At 62.8% G+C, this 14,979-nt stretch carries 19 protein-coding genes; 16 read left to right on the forward strand and 3 right to left on the reverse strand.

The window, feature by feature from the left end; all coding sequences use genetic code 11:
- From Q4E95_RS06370 to rpsI, 14 genes are all read left to right on the forward strand, one after another.
- A partial coding sequence (locus Q4E95_RS06370) for a preprotein translocase subunit SecY (RefSeq protein WP_303382521.1) occupies positions 1 to 366 on the forward strand: 366 nt, incomplete at its 5' end.
- A gap of 99 nt (positions 367 to 465) precedes the next feature.
- A complete protein-coding gene (locus Q4E95_RS06375) occupies positions 466 to 1,032 on the forward strand; it encodes an adenylate kinase (RefSeq protein ID WP_303382522.1) in 567 nt (188 codons plus the stop codon).
- Positions 1,033 to 1,131: 99 nt separating this feature from the next.
- A complete protein-coding gene (gene map / locus Q4E95_RS06380) occupies positions 1,132 to 1,965 on the forward strand; it encodes a type I methionyl aminopeptidase (protein WP_303382523.1) in 834 nt (277 codons plus the stop codon).
- A gap of 37 nt (positions 1,966 to 2,002) precedes the next feature.
- Positions 2,003 to 3,151, forward strand: a complete 1,149-nt coding sequence (gene rlmN, locus Q4E95_RS06385) for a 23S rRNA (adenine(2503)-C(2))-methyltransferase RlmN (protein WP_303382524.1) — start codon at positions 2,003 to 2,005, stop codon at positions 3,149 to 3,151.
- 252 nt (positions 3,152 to 3,403) lie between these two features.
- A complete protein-coding gene (gene infA / locus Q4E95_RS06390; RefSeq protein ID WP_016997072.1) occupies positions 3,404 to 3,625 on the forward strand; it encodes a translation initiation factor IF-1 in 222 nt (73 codons plus the stop codon).
- Between the two features lie 91 nt (positions 3,626 to 3,716).
- Positions 3,717 to 3,830: a 50S ribosomal protein L36 gene (rpmJ, locus tag Q4E95_RS06395; RefSeq protein ID WP_016997073.1), complete on the forward strand. Its 114-nt coding sequence runs from the start codon at positions 3,717 to 3,719 to the stop codon at positions 3,828 to 3,830.
- 161 nt (positions 3,831 to 3,991) lie between these two features.
- Entirely contained in the window at positions 3,992 to 4,360 is a 369-nt protein-coding gene (rpsM, locus tag Q4E95_RS06400; RefSeq protein WP_303382525.1) for a 30S ribosomal protein S13, read from the forward strand.
- A gap of 59 nt (positions 4,361 to 4,419) precedes the next feature.
- Entirely contained in the window at positions 4,420 to 4,824 is a 405-nt protein-coding gene (gene rpsK, locus Q4E95_RS06405) for a 30S ribosomal protein S11 (protein ID WP_303382526.1), read from the forward strand.
- A 144-nt stretch (positions 4,825 to 4,968) separates the two neighbouring features.
- Positions 4,969 to 5,988 carry a DNA-directed RNA polymerase subunit alpha gene (locus tag Q4E95_RS06410; RefSeq protein WP_303382527.1) on the forward strand — a complete coding sequence of 340 codons (1,020 nt, stop codon included), beginning with the start codon at positions 4,969 to 4,971 and terminating at the stop codon, positions 5,986 to 5,988.
- Between the two features lie 74 nt (positions 5,989 to 6,062).
- Entirely contained in the window at positions 6,063 to 6,824 is a 762-nt protein-coding gene (rplQ, locus tag Q4E95_RS06415; RefSeq protein ID WP_303382528.1) for a 50S ribosomal protein L17, read from the forward strand.
- 67 nt (positions 6,825 to 6,891) lie between these two features.
- Positions 6,892 to 7,788: a tRNA pseudouridine(38-40) synthase TruA gene (gene truA, locus Q4E95_RS06420; RefSeq protein WP_303382529.1), complete on the forward strand. Its 897-nt coding sequence runs from the start codon at positions 6,892 to 6,894 to the stop codon at positions 7,786 to 7,788.
- Between the two features lie 79 nt (positions 7,789 to 7,867).
- Positions 7,868 to 8,131, forward strand: a complete 264-nt coding sequence (locus Q4E95_RS06425) for a hypothetical protein (protein ID WP_303382530.1) — start codon at positions 7,868 to 7,870, stop codon at positions 8,129 to 8,131.
- 287 nt (positions 8,132 to 8,418) lie between these two features.
- Positions 8,419 to 8,862, forward strand: a complete 444-nt coding sequence (gene rplM, locus Q4E95_RS06430) for a 50S ribosomal protein L13 (RefSeq protein WP_303382531.1) — start codon at positions 8,419 to 8,421, stop codon at positions 8,860 to 8,862.
- 31 nt (positions 8,863 to 8,893) lie between these two features.
- Positions 8,894 to 9,412 carry a 30S ribosomal protein S9 gene (rpsI, locus tag Q4E95_RS06435; protein ID WP_303382532.1) on the forward strand — a complete coding sequence of 173 codons (519 nt, stop codon included), beginning with the start codon at positions 8,894 to 8,896 and terminating at the stop codon, positions 9,410 to 9,412.
- A 332-nt stretch (positions 9,413 to 9,744) separates the two neighbouring features.
- On the opposite strand, the gene Q4E95_RS06440 is transcribed toward rpsI, so the two are convergent.
- The 3 genes from Q4E95_RS06440 to Q4E95_RS13900 are packed head-to-tail and all read right to left on the reverse strand — an operon-like array spanning position 9,745 to position 11,992.
- Positions 9,745 to 10,521, reverse strand: coding sequence for an amino acid ABC transporter ATP-binding protein (locus Q4E95_RS06440; RefSeq protein WP_303382533.1), 777 nt, complete (start codon positions 10,519 to 10,521; stop codon positions 9,745 to 9,747).
- Positions 10,518 to 11,297 (reverse strand): ABC transporter substrate-binding protein/permease, encoded by a 780-nt coding sequence (locus Q4E95_RS13895; protein WP_312396967.1) that lies wholly within the window; start codon positions 11,295 to 11,297, stop codon positions 10,518 to 10,520. The genes Q4E95_RS06440 and Q4E95_RS13895 overlap by 4 nt, the downstream gene beginning before the upstream one ends.
- Positions 11,294 to 11,992, reverse strand: a complete 699-nt coding sequence (locus Q4E95_RS13900) for a transporter substrate-binding domain-containing protein (RefSeq protein WP_368660312.1) — start codon at positions 11,990 to 11,992, stop codon at positions 11,294 to 11,296. Before Q4E95_RS13900 ends, Q4E95_RS13895 begins: the two co-directional genes overlap by 4 nt.
- Before the next feature lie 340 nt (positions 11,993 to 12,332).
- Between Q4E95_RS13900 and ppk2 the strand changes: the two genes are divergently transcribed.
- Positions 12,333 to 13,385, forward strand: coding sequence for a polyphosphate kinase 2 (ppk2, locus tag Q4E95_RS06450; RefSeq protein WP_303382534.1), 1,053 nt, complete (start codon positions 12,333 to 12,335; stop codon positions 13,383 to 13,385).
- 48 nt (positions 13,386 to 13,433) lie between these two features.
- Positions 13,434 to 14,786, forward strand: a complete 1,353-nt coding sequence (gene glmM / locus Q4E95_RS06455) for a phosphoglucosamine mutase (RefSeq protein WP_303382535.1) — start codon at positions 13,434 to 13,436, stop codon at positions 14,784 to 14,786.
- Positions 14,787 to 14,979 lie beyond the last annotated feature (193 nt).

The following is a 14,979-nucleotide window of genomic DNA, read 5'->3' on the forward strand; positions in this document are numbered from 1 at the left end:
TACATGGTCACGTACTTCCTGATGATCGTGGCGTTCACGTACTTCTACGTGTCCATCACCTTCAACCCCGAGGAAGTCTCCAACAACATGAAGCGTTACGGAGGTTTCATCCCGGGCATCCGTGCGGGGCGCCCCACGGAGAACTACCTGCGCTATGTGCTCTCCCGGATCACCCTGCCCGGTGCCCTGTACCTGGGCATCGTGTCCATGATCCCGCTCGTTGCACTGGTGCTTTTCGACGCGAACCAGAATTTCCCGTTCGGCGGCCCGTCGCTGCTGATCATGGTGGGTGTGGGTCTGGACACCGTGAAGCAGATCGACGCGCAGTTGCAGCAGCGCCATTACGAGGGACTGTTGCGTCAGTAGTTGCCCGCCGAGTTCCCACGATCCCGAGGATCTGCCCCGCCAGTGGGCCGTTGCCAGTAAAGTGGTGGGGGACCAGAGAAGTTCGTGCAAGGAGAAACCATGACCCGTATGTTGATCATCGGACCGCCAGGCGCTGGCAAGGGCACGCAAGCGGCTCGCATCTGTGAACAATTGAGCGTTCCTGCGATCTCCACGGGGGATATTTTCCGAGCCAATATCAAGGAGCAGACCGAGCTCGGTCAGGAAGCCCAGCGCTACACGGACGCGGGCAACCTGGTCCCGGACTCGGTGACCAACTCCATGGTTCGGGATCGTCTGGCGCAGTCGGACGTCAACAACGGTTTCCTGCTGGACGGTTACCCCCGCACCGTGGCTCAGGTCGAAGAGCTGGACAACATTCTGGAGGCCAACGACACCCACCTGGACGTGGTGTTGCTGCTGACCGCGGACAATGACGAGCTCGTCAAGCGTTTATTGGGTCGCGCCCAGGACCAGGGCCGAACCGACGACACCGAAGATGTGATTCGGCATCGTCTGGACGTGTACGACGAGCAGACCGCACCGGTCGTCGAGGTTTACAACCAGCGTGGCATCGTGACTGAGGTGGACGGCCTCGGTGACATCGACGAGGTCACCGAACGCATCATGGCGACACTGGCCCGCTGACACGGATCGCGGCTGTAAGCCCTCGGAGCGGCGCTGCTGTGCGCCTTCCGAGGGCTTAGCCGTTGTCAATACACATCACTACGAAGGGAATGGCTCACCGTGTTTGGTCGCCGCAAGGTAGAACTGAAGTCCGACGCTCAGCTCGCGGTCATGGCCCGCGCAGGGGTGGTAACTTCGCGCGCTTTGGACGCCGCCGTTGCCGCGGCCGTCCCCGGCGCCACGACCGCTGACGTGGACCGGGCCTTTCGGGACGTCCTCGCGGACAACAATGCGGAGTCGAACTTCCTAGGGTACTTCGGCTACCCGGCCACGGTGTGCGTGTCCGTCAATGACCGGGTGGTGCACGGAATTCCAGGCAGCGACGTCTTGGCGGACGGGGACATCGTCTCCATCGACGGTGGTGCCATCGTCGACGGCTGGCATGGTGACTCGGCCCGGACCGTGCTGGTGGGGGAGCAGCACGACCCCGCGGACGTCGAGCTGTCCGAGGTGACCCGCGCAGCCATGTGGCGTGGCATCGCCGCCATGGCCACGGGCACTCACGTGGGCGACATCGGGCAGGCGGTGGAGGACTATGTGCACGGTGCTGTCGGGCAGCGTCTTGGTATCCTGGAGGACTACGTGGGTCACGGCATCGGCACCGCGATGCATATGGCACCGGACGTTCCCAACTACGCGGTGCGCAACCGCGGACCCCGGCTGGTTGCGGGTATGGCACTTGCCATTGAGCCCATGCTGGTGCGCGGAGGTATTGAAACCAGAATCCTCGAGGACGATTGGACCGTGGTGACCGTGGACGGCTCCAACGCGAGCCAATGGGAACACAGCGTCTGCCTGCACTCCAAGGGACTGTGGGTGCTGACAGCCGAAGACGGCGGTGCTTGCGAACTTGAACCACTGGGCGTACATCCCGTCCCGATAGCCGCATCCTGAACCGCACGCGCGGTACGCACGAGCGAGAGGACCAGACATGGCCACCGAAACTGTAGAAATCACGCAACGACCCAAACCCGGCCAGCTGGTGTTCAAGCCCGCTCGTCGCGGGAAGCCGCCGCAGCACCTGGCGGATCTGGATCTGGCCGGGCGCAAGGACATGCTGCGAGAAGCCGGATACCCGGCCTTCCGCGCCGCGCAACTGTCCAAGCACTACTTCGAGCGCTTCGAATCCGACCCGGAGAAGATGACCGACCTACCGGCCGGCCAACGCGAGGAGTTGGTTGCCGCCGCCATGCCTCAGCTGCTGACCACGGTCAAGAACCTCAAGGCCGATCAAGGCATGACGGTCAAGTCCGTCCATCGCCTGTTCGACGGCGCCATGGTCGAGTCGGTGCTGATGCGCTACAGCAAGCGCGTGACCATGTGCATTTCCTCCCAGGCCGGTTGTGGCATGAACTGCCCGTTTTGTGCCACGGGCCAGGCCGGGCTGACGCGTAACCTTTCCGCCGCGGAGATCGTGGACCAGGTCGTGCAAGGCATCCGGGCCCTGCGTGACGGCGTGGTGGGCCCCGCAGAGGAGGCCCCGCTGCGGGTGTCGAACATCGTTTTCATGGGCATGGGTGAGGCGCTGGCCAATTACAAGGCCACCATGGGCGCCGTGCATCGTCTGATCGATCCCTCGCCCGAAGGCCTGGGCATTTCCGCACGCGGGTTGACCATGTCCACGGTTGGTCTGGTGCCGGGCATGCGTAAATTCACCCAGGAAAAGCTGCCGATCACCCTGGCGCTGTCCCTGCACGCACCGGACGACGAACTGCGCGACGAACTGATCCCGGTCAACAACCGCTGGAAGGTCGACGAAGCGTTGGACGCCGCACGCGAGTACTACGACGCCACCGGCCGCCGAGTATCCATCGAGTACGCGCTGATCCGTGACATGAACGATCAGGGCTGGCGAGCGGACCTGCTGGGGGAGAAGCTCAACAAGCGCGGTGCCGGATGGGTTCACGTGAACCCCATCCCGTTGAACCCCACGCCGGGTTCCAAATGGACGGCGTCGCGCCCGGGAGTCGAGCAGAACTTCGTGGAGCGGCTGCGCGCCCACGGCATCCCCACCACGGTGCGCGACACCCGCGGTTCCGACATCGACGGCGCATGCGGCCAGCTGGCCGCTGACGTCTAGGCCCGCGGCGGCGTCGTCGCCGGAATAGAACGTGGCCGGTAGCCCCTACCCATTACCGGATTGCATATCAAGTCTCAACCGCGTAACGTATTGCGTTGGTTGTCTGTGCTCGCGCCGCTGAGCTGTGCCCACCCACGAACCCACCCCGAACGTACGTTTCAGGGGAGAGTTGTGGCTGCCGGCCGTCAGTGGCGAGAGTTCTGTAAACCGTCCGGATAGATAACCGGACCCCTCGAAAAGTTAGCGGAGGATATGGCCAAGAAAGACGGAGTCATCGAGATCGAAGGCACTGTGGTCGAGGCTCTGCCCAACGCGTCGTTCCGTGTTGAGCTGAACAACGGTCACAAGGTGCTTGCCCACATCTCTGGGAAAATGCGCCAACACTACATCCGAATCCTCCCCGAGGACCGGGTCGTGGTGGAGCTGAGCCCGTATGACCTAACCCGAGGCCGGATCGTCTACCGCTACAAGTAGCACAATCGCGGCGCCACACACCGCGCGGATCGCTGTGATCTGCGGGGTGTTTGCTGCGTTATTCACCACCACTAGTACGCGAAGGAATGCGATGAAGGTCCAACCGAGCGTCAAGCAGATCTGCGACAACTGCAAGGTGATTCGCCGTAACGGCCGAGTCATGGTGATCTGTTCGAACCCCAGGCACAAACAGCGCCAGGGCTGACGGGAGCGCTCCCGCCCACGCAAGTGGATTGACAGAACGGACACTGCAGCCAGCACCGCACGGTGCGGCAACCCCCGGCACGGAGGCCGGAGACCGAACGGAACACCTTGTTCGGGACGCAGTGTTCAAGACCTCCGGACAGTACAAGGAGAACCGCCAACATGGCTCGTCTCGCAGGCGTAGACCTCCCCCGCGAAAAGCGGCTGGAAATCGCGCTGACTTACATCTACGGCGTGGGTCGTACCCGTGCACTCGCAACCCTTGATGCCACGGGCATCTCGGGCGACGTGCGCGTGAAGGATCTCACCGACGCTCAGCTCGTTGAGCTGCGCGACTACATCGAGGGCAACTACAAGGTCGAAGGCGATTTGCGCCGCGAGGTTGCCGCCGATATCCGCCGCAAGGTCGAAATCGGTAGCTACCAGGGTGTGCGTCACCGCCGTGGCCTTCCGGTCCACGGCCAGCGCACCAAGACCAACGCACGTACCCGCAAGGGTCCCAAGCGCACGGTCGCCGGCAAGAAGAAGTAATCGTGGTCGCCACCCAAGCCGGTGGCTGATCAACGTCGAAGATCTTTGTAGGAGAACTCATGGCTCAGAAAACTCGCGCGACGGCTGCTCGCAAGCCGCGCCGCAAGGTTAATAAGAATGTGACTCAGGGCCAGGCCCACATCAAGTCCACGTTCAACAACACCATCGTTTCCATCACCGATCCCTCCGGTGCCGTTCTGTCGTGGGCTTCCGCCGGCGCCATGGGCTTCAAGGGATCACGTAAGTCCACCCCGTTCGCCGCTCAGCAGGCCGCCGAGGCCGCAGCCAAGGGTGCTCAGGAGCACGGCATGCGCAAGGTTGACGTGTTCGTCAAGGGACCGGGTTCCGGACGCGAAACCGCTATCCGTGCACTGCAGGCCACCGGGCTCGAGGTTGGCTCCATTCAGGACGTTACCCCGTCCGCTCACAATGGTTGCCGTCCCCCCAAGCGCCGTCGCGTTTGATGCGCGCAGCGTGAGCACCGAGCCGTCAAGGTTCGGTGCCCACGCATCGACGCGGTGATCTCGCCTGGTCTCCGCGCACCTCACCCCTTGTTTTCCACCACCTGCGTGCGTCATATGGCGGAGGCACGCTGAAAGGAAACATCAGTGCTCATCGCACAGCGCCCCACCCTCACCGAAGAGGTAGTGGCTGATAACCGCTCCCGGTTCGTGATCGAACCGCTCGAGCCCGGTTTTGGCTACACCCTCGGCAACTCCCTGCGCCGCACTCTCTTGTCCTCCATTCCCGGTGCCGCCGTGACCAGCATCCGCATTGACGGTGTGCTGCACGAGTTCTCCACCGTGGACGGTGTCAAGGAAGACGTCACCGAGCTGATCTTGAACATCAAGAAGCTCTCGCTGTCCTCCGAGGAGGACGAGCCCGTGACCGCGTGGCTGCGCAAGCAGGGACCCGGCGAAGTGACCGCCGCTGACATCTCGGCTCCGGCCGGTGTCGAGGTCCACAACCCGGAACTGCACATTGCCACCTTGAACTCCAAGGGCCAGCTGGAGATCGAACTGACCATTGAGCGCGGTCGCGGCTACGTTTCTGCTTCGCAGAACAAGTCCGCGGATTCCGAGATCGGTCGCGTTCCGGTTGATTCCATCTACTCTCCGGTCCTCAAGGTGACTTTCCGCGTGGAAGCCACTCGTGTGGAGCAGCGCACGGACTTCGACAAGCTCATCCTGGACGTGGAGACCAAGGAGGCCATCACCCCGCGTGATGCCATTGCTTCCGCCGGTACCACCCTGGTGGAGCTGTTCGGTCTGGCCCGCGAGCTCAACACCACGGCCGAGGGTATCGAGATCGGTCCGTCGCCCACGGATGCTGCCGCCGCCGCGGATATGGCCTTGCCCATCGAGGATCTCGAACTCACCGTTCGTTCCTACAACTGCCTCAAGCGTGAGGGCATCCACAGCGTGGGTGAACTGGTTGCACGCTCCGAGGCAGATCTGATGGACATCCGCAACTTCGGTGCAAAGTCCATTGACGAGGTCAAGGCCAAGCTCCAGGAGCTCGGCCTGGCACTCAAGGACTCCCCGCCAGGTTACGACCTCGCCGCGCACGCAGCTTCGTTGGAGGACGAGGACGAGAACAACAACCCGTTCGACGTCGACCTCGACTGAAGTCTTACAACTTTCCCGTTTCTCACGAGGCCGCGAGCTAGCCACGCGAGAGACCGATCACCAGGAGATCTACTATGCCTACCCCTACCAAGGGACCCCGTCTCGGCGGCGGGCCTACCCACGAGCGCATGATGCTCTCGAACATGTCTCAGCAGTTGTTCGAGCACAAGCGCATCACCACCACCGTGACCAAGGCCAAGCGCCTCCGTCCCGTGGCAGAGCGTCTGATCACCTTCGCCAAGCGCGGTGACCTGGCTTCCCGCCGTCGCGTGATGCGTCAGCTCAACGACAAGTCCGTGGTGCACGAGCTGTTCACCGCCATTGCTCCGGCCATGGACGGCCGCGACGGTGGTTACACGCGCATCACCAAGATCGGTAACCGCAAGGGCGACAACGCCCCCATGGCGGTCATCGAGCTGGTCATGGAGCCCGTTGCCACCAAGTCCACCGTGGCCGAAGCAGAGAAGGCCACGGAGAAGGCTGCCGTGGCTCCGGCCGCACCGGTCGATACCCCGGCCGACACCACTGCCGAAGAGGTCAAGGCTCAGGAGATCCCCGCTGAAGAGCGGGCTCCCGAGACCCCCGAAGAGGCAGCCGAGGTCGCAGCCGAGAACCAGGACGCCGAGTTCGCCGGTTCGCACGCGCCGTTGGAGTCCGGTGAAGCCCCCGAGGGCTTTTCCATCAAGGGCAACAAGAATTCCATGAAGTACCACGTTCCCGGCTCCCGCTGGTACTCCGGTACCACCGCGGAGATCTGGTTCGATTCCCCGGCCAACGCCGAGGCCGCCGGTTTCCAGCCGGCCGGTGGCGCTGCCGCTCAGAAGATCGCTGAGTAAGCACTACGCTGCTCGACCGACGCCGCCGCAGGTAACCTGCGGCGGCGTCGTCATTTTTCGGGAGGATATGAACATGTCGGGTGAGCTGGTGCGCTTGCGGATCGATATGGCGTACGACGGCGCCCCGTTCAGCGGGTGGGCACGTCAACCCTCGCTGCCCACCGTGCAGGGCGCGGTGGAGGCCGCGCTCGAGCTGGTCCTGCGCCGCCCGGTGCGCACGGTCGTTGCGGGGCGCACGGACACGGGTGTGCATGCTCGGCGACAAACCATTCACGTGGATGTGCCGGTGGCCGCCTGGGAATCGACGGCTGCCCGCGCGGGGGTCGCTCCGGGGGAGGCGCTGGTTCGTCGGCTCAACGGTGCCCTCAACCGGGTGCTGGGCAAGGACCGCCTCAGCCAGGGGCTCACGTCCGCTCTCGGCGCCGTTGTCATCCACGACGTCGCTGCGGCACCCGCGGGATTCGACGCCAGGTTCTCGGCGCTGTCCCGCAGTTACGCCTACCGGATCTCCGACGCCGCCAGCGGTCACGATCCGTTGACGCGCGGTTTTGCGTGGTGGGTCAACGAAAAGCTCGATGTTCCCGCCATGAACTCGGCGGTGGAACATTTACTGGGACTGAACGACTTCTTGAGTTTCTGCAAACCACGGGAAGGCGCTACGACGATTCGTGAACTGCAGTCCGCAGCGGTGGAACGGGATGCATCGGGTCTGGTGATCGTGCAACTGCGGGCCGACGCCTTTTGCCATCACATGGTCCGTTCCGTCGTGGGCGCGGCCGTTCGGGTGGGCCAGGGCCGCTACCAACAGGATTGGTTGGGGGAGCGGTTGGCGGCGCGCGTGCGCGATGCCCGGGTGCTGCTCGCGCCCCCGCACGGGCTGGTCCTGGAATCCGTGGAGTACCCCGCGGATCACGAATTAGCCGCGCGGGCGGAGCAGACGAGGGCCAGACGTCCGGGGGGCTGAGCCCCTGCTGACCGAGCGGTTGAGTGAGTAGGCTCAGCGGTAGAGCGTGCATATTTGCCCCTCTGACCTGGAGGCATTCATGACCAATACAGCAACGGACTACCGACCACGGCCGAACTGGGGCGGGCCAGTCGCGCCGATAGTGGCGTGGGCGGGTGCACTGCTCAGCCTGACCGCCGTGGGTTTCGCGCTCTCCGGTTACTCCGCTGGCACATGGCTCTCTTTCCCACTGGGGCTACTCGGTGCGGTTGCCGGGGGTAATGCGCGACGCTTCTTGCCCATGATCCTGTGCATCATCGCCGCCTCGGTGCTGCCCCTCGCCATCTTGTTAACCGGATTCTGACGGCGGTACGTGAACACGTGCCGTCGCCAATCATTACCTGCTGAAATGCACAGGACCCGTTAATTGGCGCCGATTTGAAGCTTCCGGTAACATGGCTTGCTGTTGTGCGTGCCCGCCCGGTCACGTGTACCCAAAGCGGTTGCTCATGTTGCAGAGCGCAAGACCGATTGGTGCACCGGGTTGCGGGAGCGCGGATGCCGCCAGGTTCTCACCCTGGCCCCGAAGCACAGCGAAACAACCCGACACGGACCGTCGTGTCATCAGTAGACAAACGAAGGCAGATCAACGTGCGTACGTACACTCCGAAGCCCGGTGACGTCCAGCGTCAGTGGCACGTCATCGACGCCACCGACGTGGTCCTGGGTCGTCTTGCCAGCCAGACCGCAACACTGCTGCGCGGGAAGCACAAGCCGACCTTCGCTCCCCACGTGGACATGGGCGATTTCGTCGTCATCATCAACGCAGAAAAGGTCGCACTGACCGGCGCCAAGCTGGAACAGAAGCGTGCCTACCGCCACTCCGGTTACCCGGGCGGTCTCAAGTCCACCAACTACGCAGAGTTGCTGGAGAAGAACCCCACCCGTGCAGTGGAAAAGGCCATCAAGGGCATGCTGCCCAAGAACAAGCTGGCCGCTCAGCAGCTGTCCAAGCTGAAGGTCTACGCAGGCCCCGAGCACCCGCACTCGGCACAGCAGCCCAAGCCTTACGAATTCACCCAGGTCGCCCAGTAATTCGGGCCAACGAGAGCACATAAGGAGAATCGTGGCTCAGAATACTGAAGAAGTAGAAGTTGTCGAAGTAACCGAAGGTACCGAGGAGCTCAGCAGCTACACCTCGGAATCCACCGGCCCCGTCGAAGGTGGTGCCCCCGCTTCCGAGCGCGCGCCCCTCACCGTTTCCGGTCAGGCCGTCGGCCGCCGCAAGCAGGCCATTGCACGCGTGCGCCTGGTGCCCGGCTCCGGCAAGTGGATCGTCAACGGCCGCGAACTGGCCGAGTACTTCCCGAACAAGTTGCACCAGCAGGAAGTGAACGATCCGTTCCGTCTGCTGGACCTCGAAGGTGCTTACGACGTGAGCGCCCGCATCTCCGGTGGTGGCCCCTCCGGCCAGGCCGGCGCCATGCGTCTCGGCATCGCTCGCGCGCTGAACGAGATCGACCTGGAGCACAACCGCCCGGCACTCAAGAAGGCCGGCTTCCTGACTCGTGACGCCCGCGTCATCGAGCGCAAGAAGGCAGGCCTCAAGAAGGCCCGCAAGGCTCCGCAGTACTCCAAGCGCTAAACCTGCGCGCCCCCACGTCGAACACGGCGTGGACTCGGGCCCCGCACATCGGCATCGTCCGCTGTGCGGGGTCCCGCTTCGTTTTAAGGGCCGTTATAACCCTCCACTACCGATGAGGGGCCGTCATAGCCCTGGCGCTGCTGACCAGAGGCGCTACCGGCCCCTCGGACGTACGGCATGGTCCCGCCGGCTCTTGGGGCGGAGGTCGCCGCTCCACCGTGCGTGGCCAGGGGCACGGTGGGACGACGGCGTCGGCATACAAGACTCGAGCACGCGGTGACTCGGTGGCCGGCAGGATGGCCGGCACGGGTGCACCCCGCGGAATCCCTGGGTTACAGCACCTTGGACAGGAAGTCCCGAAGCCGGGGCTGCTGTGGATTGTCGAAGATCTGCTGCGGGTCGCCGTCCTCGATGATCGCACCGTCGGACATGAACATGACTCGGTCACCGACTTCGCGGGCGAAACCCATCTCGTGGGTCACCAGGACCAACGTCATGCCGGACTTGGCCAGGTCGCGGATCACCTGCAGGACTTCGCCCACCATTTCGGGGTCCAGAGCGCTGGTCGCCTCGTCGAACAGCATGATCTCCGGGTTCATGGCCAGGGCACGCGCAATGGCCACGCGTTGCTTCTGTCCACCGGACAACGACGCCGGCCGGGCGTCGGCCTTTTCCTTCAATCCCACGCGGTCCAGGAGCGTGAGCGCTGCTTGCCTGGCATCGGCCGTACTGAGTTTTTTGACCTCGGTGGGTGCCAGCATGATGTTTTCCGCCACGGTCATGTGCGGGAACAAATTGAAGTGCTGGAACACCATGCCGATGTGTTGGCGGACGGCGTTGATATCGACCTTGGGGTCCGTGAGGTCGAAACCGCTCACGGTCACCGTTCCTGCGGTGACATCTTCGAGACGGTTGAGACAGCGCAAGAACGTGGATTTACCGGAACCGGAGGGGCCGATCACACAAACCACTTCGCCCTCGTGAATGTTCGTGGTGATGCCGTTGAGCACATGGTTGTCCCCAAAGGCCTTTTCCAGATCCCGGACGACGATCTTCTGGTTGCGCTGGTCCTGGGGAGACTCGCTCCGATCAGTGACTGAAGTGCTCATTTGTTGATCTTCCTATCGGCGAAGTTTGCGAGCTGGGTCAGGAGCGTAATGGCCACGAAGTAGATCACTGCCACAATCAGCAGTACTTCGGTGACGCGGAAGTTGGATGCGTAAATCTGCTGAGCCTGGTAAAGCAGTTCCGCAAAACCAATGGCCAGCAGCAATGAGGAATCCTTGAGCATGATGACCAGTTGGTTGATCAGGGACGGGGTCATGATCTTGAACGCTTGCGGCAGAACGACCTTCTGCATGGACTTGCCGTGGCCCAGTCCCAGCGAACGCGCCGCTTCCATCTGTCCCGGGTCCACGGACTGCACACCGCCGCGTACGATCTCGGCAATGTAGGCAGCGCCGTTGAGCGCAAGGGTGAGCACACCGGCAACCCAGATGTTCACCGGTGTCCCGATCAGCTGGGGGAGACCGAAGTAGAAGAAGAAGGCCCACACCAGAATCGGAGTGCCGCGGAAGACACTGACGAACGCCGTGGAAATTGCCCTGAGAAAACGGTTGCGCGAGATCTTCAGGAAACCGAACACCAGACCCAGGACCATGGCGATCACGAAGGCGACGGCCGTGACGATCAAGGTGTTCTTCAGGCCCGTCAGAAGCGCGGGCATGGCGGTGACCACCAGGCCCCAGAACGTGGATCGGTCCACCGCTTGATCATCGCTGGCCAGGAACTCATCCACGATTTCCTGATACCGACCGCTGTCCTTGAGCTCAGCAAGCCCAACGTTGAACTGTTCCAGCAACTCGGTGTTCTTGCCCTTGTTCACAGCGAAACCGTAGTCGCCGGCCTTGACCTGCTCACCACGGTGACGAGACCGGATCCTTGCTGCACGCCGTAGGCGATCACCGGGTAATCGTCCATGAGCACGTCCGCGTTGCCGGACTTCACGGATTCCACCAGGGTGGTGGTTTGGTCCAAGGAAGTGATCTCGTAGCCGTACTGGTCCTGCCGCTCGCGAGCCACTTCCTTGGACATGGAACCGGTCTTCACCATCAGGCGCTTGTCCAGCAGATCGTCCCAGCTCAGGATCTCATCCGCCTGATCCTCGTTGACGGCCAAGGTCATGGTTCCGGTGAAGTAGGGATCGGAGAAGTCGTAGACCTCCTTGCGTTCGTCCGTGATGGACATACCCGCAATCACGCCATCAGCCTGATCCGCGCTCAAGGCCTGTAACGCGGCATTGAAGCCCAGGGAGCGCCATTCCACTTGGAAGCCCTGATCTTCGGCAACGGCCTCCATGATCTTGATGTCGATGCCGGTGAGTTCACCGGACGAGTCCCGGAACTCGAAGGGCGCAAACAGGGTGTCCGTGGCGATCACATAGGTTTTGCCCGATCCCCCGCCTGTCTCCTGCGCGGGATGCAGGGGCATTGACACGGCGCCGGGCACGTTCACGGCTAATACTGTGAACAGTGCCACTAGGGTTGCTAAGAACGACGTGAAACGGCGAAGGTACGCCATGAACGACTCCTGGCTCGTGGTTCCCCAACCTGGCGGGTGGTCTGTCATCGTCCGGATTCACATGCTCGGAATCCGGTACCGGGGCAGCGGTGCGGGGTTTTGAACGGGAGAGATCGATGGCTCGACTGTGAGCCACAGCATACCGGGGGCCGGTAGTTCTCCAGGAGATTCGGGGCCCTTTCACACACCGGAGCAGGGGCAGCGCGACAGGTGACGCGCCGCGGCATCGGCGAGACAACACCGCGTCATCGGCCAACGAAAGCCGAACTAGTTGCAAATGGGGCGTAAAATGAGGTGTGGAGCACAATGGCTCCGCACCCGAATCCATGAGAGGGCCCGGATGAGCAAGCAAACGGATCAACAGCAGAGCGAAACGTCTTCTAAGACGACCGGCGACGAAAAAGCCCTCGCGGAAGAACTAGCCCGGGAAAAAGACCTCGTGACCGCCGGGCTTGCCCAGGAAGAGCACCACCGGATCTCCGTGGTGGAGGATTACGCCGCGGAGCTGGATGAAATAGCGGAATTGGATCGCAAACTCCACGGCGGCTCCGGGCTGTCCCGTTCCGAGGCGTGGAAACGCGGTTACCCGTACGACGAGAAGCTCAGCCGCAAGGAGTACGAGAGGACCAAGCGGGCTCTGCAGATCGAATTGCTCAAACTGCAGTTGTGGATCAAAGAGACCGGTCAGAAGCTCCTGATCATTTTCGAGGGCCGCGACGCCGCCGGTAAGGGTGGCTCGATCAAGCGTTTCACCGAGCACCTCAATCCGCGTGGTACTCGTGTGATCGCGTTGGAGAAGCCCACTGACATCGAGCAGACGCAGTGGTATTTCCAGCGCTATATCAAGCACCTGCCCTCCGGGGGTGAGATCGTGCTCATGGATCGGTCCTGGTACAACCGAGCGGGTGTGGAACGCGTGATGGGTTACTGCACGTCGCAGCAGTATTACGAGTTCATGCGACAGGCCCCCGAGTTCGAGCGCATGCTGGTGAACTCCGACACCCACCTGATCAAATTCTGGTACTCGGTGACTCGTGCCGAGCAGTTGGCCCGCTTCCAGGCTCGCCGCACCGACCCCGTGCGTCAATGGAAACTCTCACCCACTGACGTTGCCTCCCTGGACAAGTGGGATGACTACACCGAGGCCAAGGAAGCCATGTTCTTCTACACGGATACCGGTGACGCACCGTGGACGGTGATCAAGTCCAACGACAAGAAGCGCGCTCGCCTGGAAGCCATGCGTCACGTGCTGTCCCAGTTCGACTATCCGGACAAGGATCACTCCGTGGTGGGCACGCCCGATCCCAAGATTGTGGGCGAATCCATTGACGTCATGGATGACAGCGGAGCCAACCCCGATGGGTTTCCTGTACTCCGACCCGGCAACAACTAGTGGATGCGCTTCGCGGTTCTCGCGCGGCACGTCGTAGGATGACAGGCGATGTCTAGAATTTTTGGAACGGACGGCATTCGCGGGCTCGCGAACGGCCTCCTCACAGCCGACCTTGCAATGGAGCTGTCACAAGCAGCCGCGATCATCTTGGGACACGGGCATGCCAAGCCCGGTTCCCGACCGAGAGCGGTCGTCGCCCGGGACGGTCGCGCGAGCGGCGAGTTCATTGGCGCGGCGGTCACCGCCGGGTTGGCAAGCTCGGGCGTGGACGTGTACGACGCCGGGGTGATTCCCACTCCGGCCGCGGCGTACCTCGTGGCGGACATCGACGCCGATTTCGGCGTCATGATTTCCGCGTCCCACAACCCGGCTCCTGACAACGGCATCAAGTTCCTGGCTCACGGCGGCAAAAAATTGCCGGATGCCATGGAGGACAAGATCCAAGAGGTCTACGAGAAGCGTGAATTCATGCGCCCCACCGGCGCCGAGGTCGGTCGCATCAATCGTCTCTCCGACGCCGAGGACCGGTACATCCTTCACCTGGTCGGAGCGATCCCGCAACGCCTGGATGGGCTCACGGTGGTTCTGGACTGCGCCAATGGTGCGGCGTCCGGCGCCTCACCGGACGCCTTCCGTGATGCAGGAGCCGATATCCACGTGATCGGGGCCCAGCCAGATGGCCTCAACATCAACGACGGCGTGGGGTCCACCCACCTGGGGCCCCTCAAGGAAGCGGTGCTCAAGCACGGCGCGGACCTTGGAATCGCTCACGACGGCGACGCCGATCGGTGCCTTGCCGTGGACCACACGGGTGCCGAAGTGGATGGCGACCAGATCATGTGCATCCTGGCCCTGGCCATGAAGGATGCGGGGACGCTCAATCAGGACACCCTGGTGGCCACGGTGATGAGTAACCTGGGTCTGCAGTTGGCCCTGGAAAAACACGACATTCATCTGGAACGCGCCGCGGTGGGGGACAGGTACGTCTTGGAATCCATGGTGGCCAACAACTACAACCTGGGTGGCGAACAATCCGGGCACGTGATCATGGCCGATTACGCCACGACCGGAGACGGCCTGCTGACCGGTTTGATGTTGGCCTCCCGCGTGGCCCAGACCGGTATGCCGCTGTCTGAACTTGCCTCCGTCATGACACGGATGCCACAGACCATGATCAACGTGGCCAACGTGGACAAGGCCGCGGCCAAGACCCACCCCCAAGTTCTGGCAGCAGTCACGGACACCGAGGAGCGGTTGAACGGAAAGGGCCGTGTGTTGTTGCGACCTTCCGGCACGGAGCCGGTGGTGCGCGTGATGGTCGAGGCCGCAAGCCATGAGGAAGCGCGCCACGAAGCAGAGGCGCTCGTGAAGGTCGTGGAGCACCACTTGAGCTTGAGCTGACAGCGACAAAAACTATTCGGGCCCGCATCCCTGGGGATGCGGGCCCGAATAGTTTCCGGTGTTGATTGGGTAAGAATTACAGGGTCTGGGAACCGGGGCCGTCCACCGTGCCACCCTTGCCGGCCACCAGCGCGTCCCGGATTTCGGTGAGCAGCAGGGTGTTGGGATCGGCTTCTTCGGCGGCCGGGTCGAT

The organism is Kocuria sp. (assembly GCF_030536815.1).
GTDB classification, from domain to species: Bacteria; Actinomycetota; Actinomycetes; order Actinomycetales; family Micrococcaceae; genus Kocuria; species Kocuria gwangalliensis.

Coding starts and splice junctions, on each gene's coding strand:
- rpsK (WP_303382526.1), top strand. CDS start 4,420: ATGGCTCAGAAAACTCGCGCGACGGCTGCTCGCAAGCCGCGCCGCAAG.
- Q4E95_RS06375 (WP_303382522.1), top strand. CDS start 466: ATGACCCGTATGTTGATCATCGGACCGCCAGGCGCTGGCAAGGGCACG.
- glmM (WP_303382535.1), top strand. CDS start 13,434: ATGTCTAGAATTTTTGGAACGGACGGCATTCGCGGGCTCGCGAACGGC.
- rpmJ (WP_016997073.1), top strand. CDS start 3,717: ATGAAGGTCCAACCGAGCGTCAAGCAGATCTGCGACAACTGCAAGGTG.
- Q4E95_RS13900 (WP_368660312.1), bottom strand. CDS start 11,992: ATGGCGTACCTTCGCCGTTTCACGTCGTTCTTAGCAACCCTAGTGGCA.
- ppk2 (WP_303382534.1), top strand. CDS start 12,333: ATGAGCAAGCAAACGGATCAACAGCAGAGCGAAACGTCTTCTAAGACG.
- rlmN (WP_303382524.1), top strand. CDS start 2,003: ATGGCCACCGAAACTGTAGAAATCACGCAACGACCCAAACCCGGCCAG.
- rplQ (WP_303382528.1), top strand. CDS start 6,063: ATGCCTACCCCTACCAAGGGACCCCGTCTCGGCGGCGGGCCTACCCAC.
- infA (WP_016997072.1), top strand. CDS start 3,404: ATGGCCAAGAAAGACGGAGTCATCGAGATCGAAGGCACTGTGGTCGAG.
- Q4E95_RS06440 (WP_303382533.1), bottom strand. CDS start 10,521: ATGAGCACTTCAGTCACTGATCGGAGCGAGTCTCCCCAGGACCAGCGC.
- Q4E95_RS06425 (WP_303382530.1), top strand. CDS start 7,868: ATGACCAATACAGCAACGGACTACCGACCACGGCCGAACTGGGGCGGG.
- rpsM (WP_303382525.1), top strand. CDS start 3,992: ATGGCTCGTCTCGCAGGCGTAGACCTCCCCCGCGAAAAGCGGCTGGAA.
- truA (WP_303382529.1), top strand. CDS start 6,892: ATGAACATGTCGGGTGAGCTGGTGCGCTTGCGGATCGATATGGCGTAC.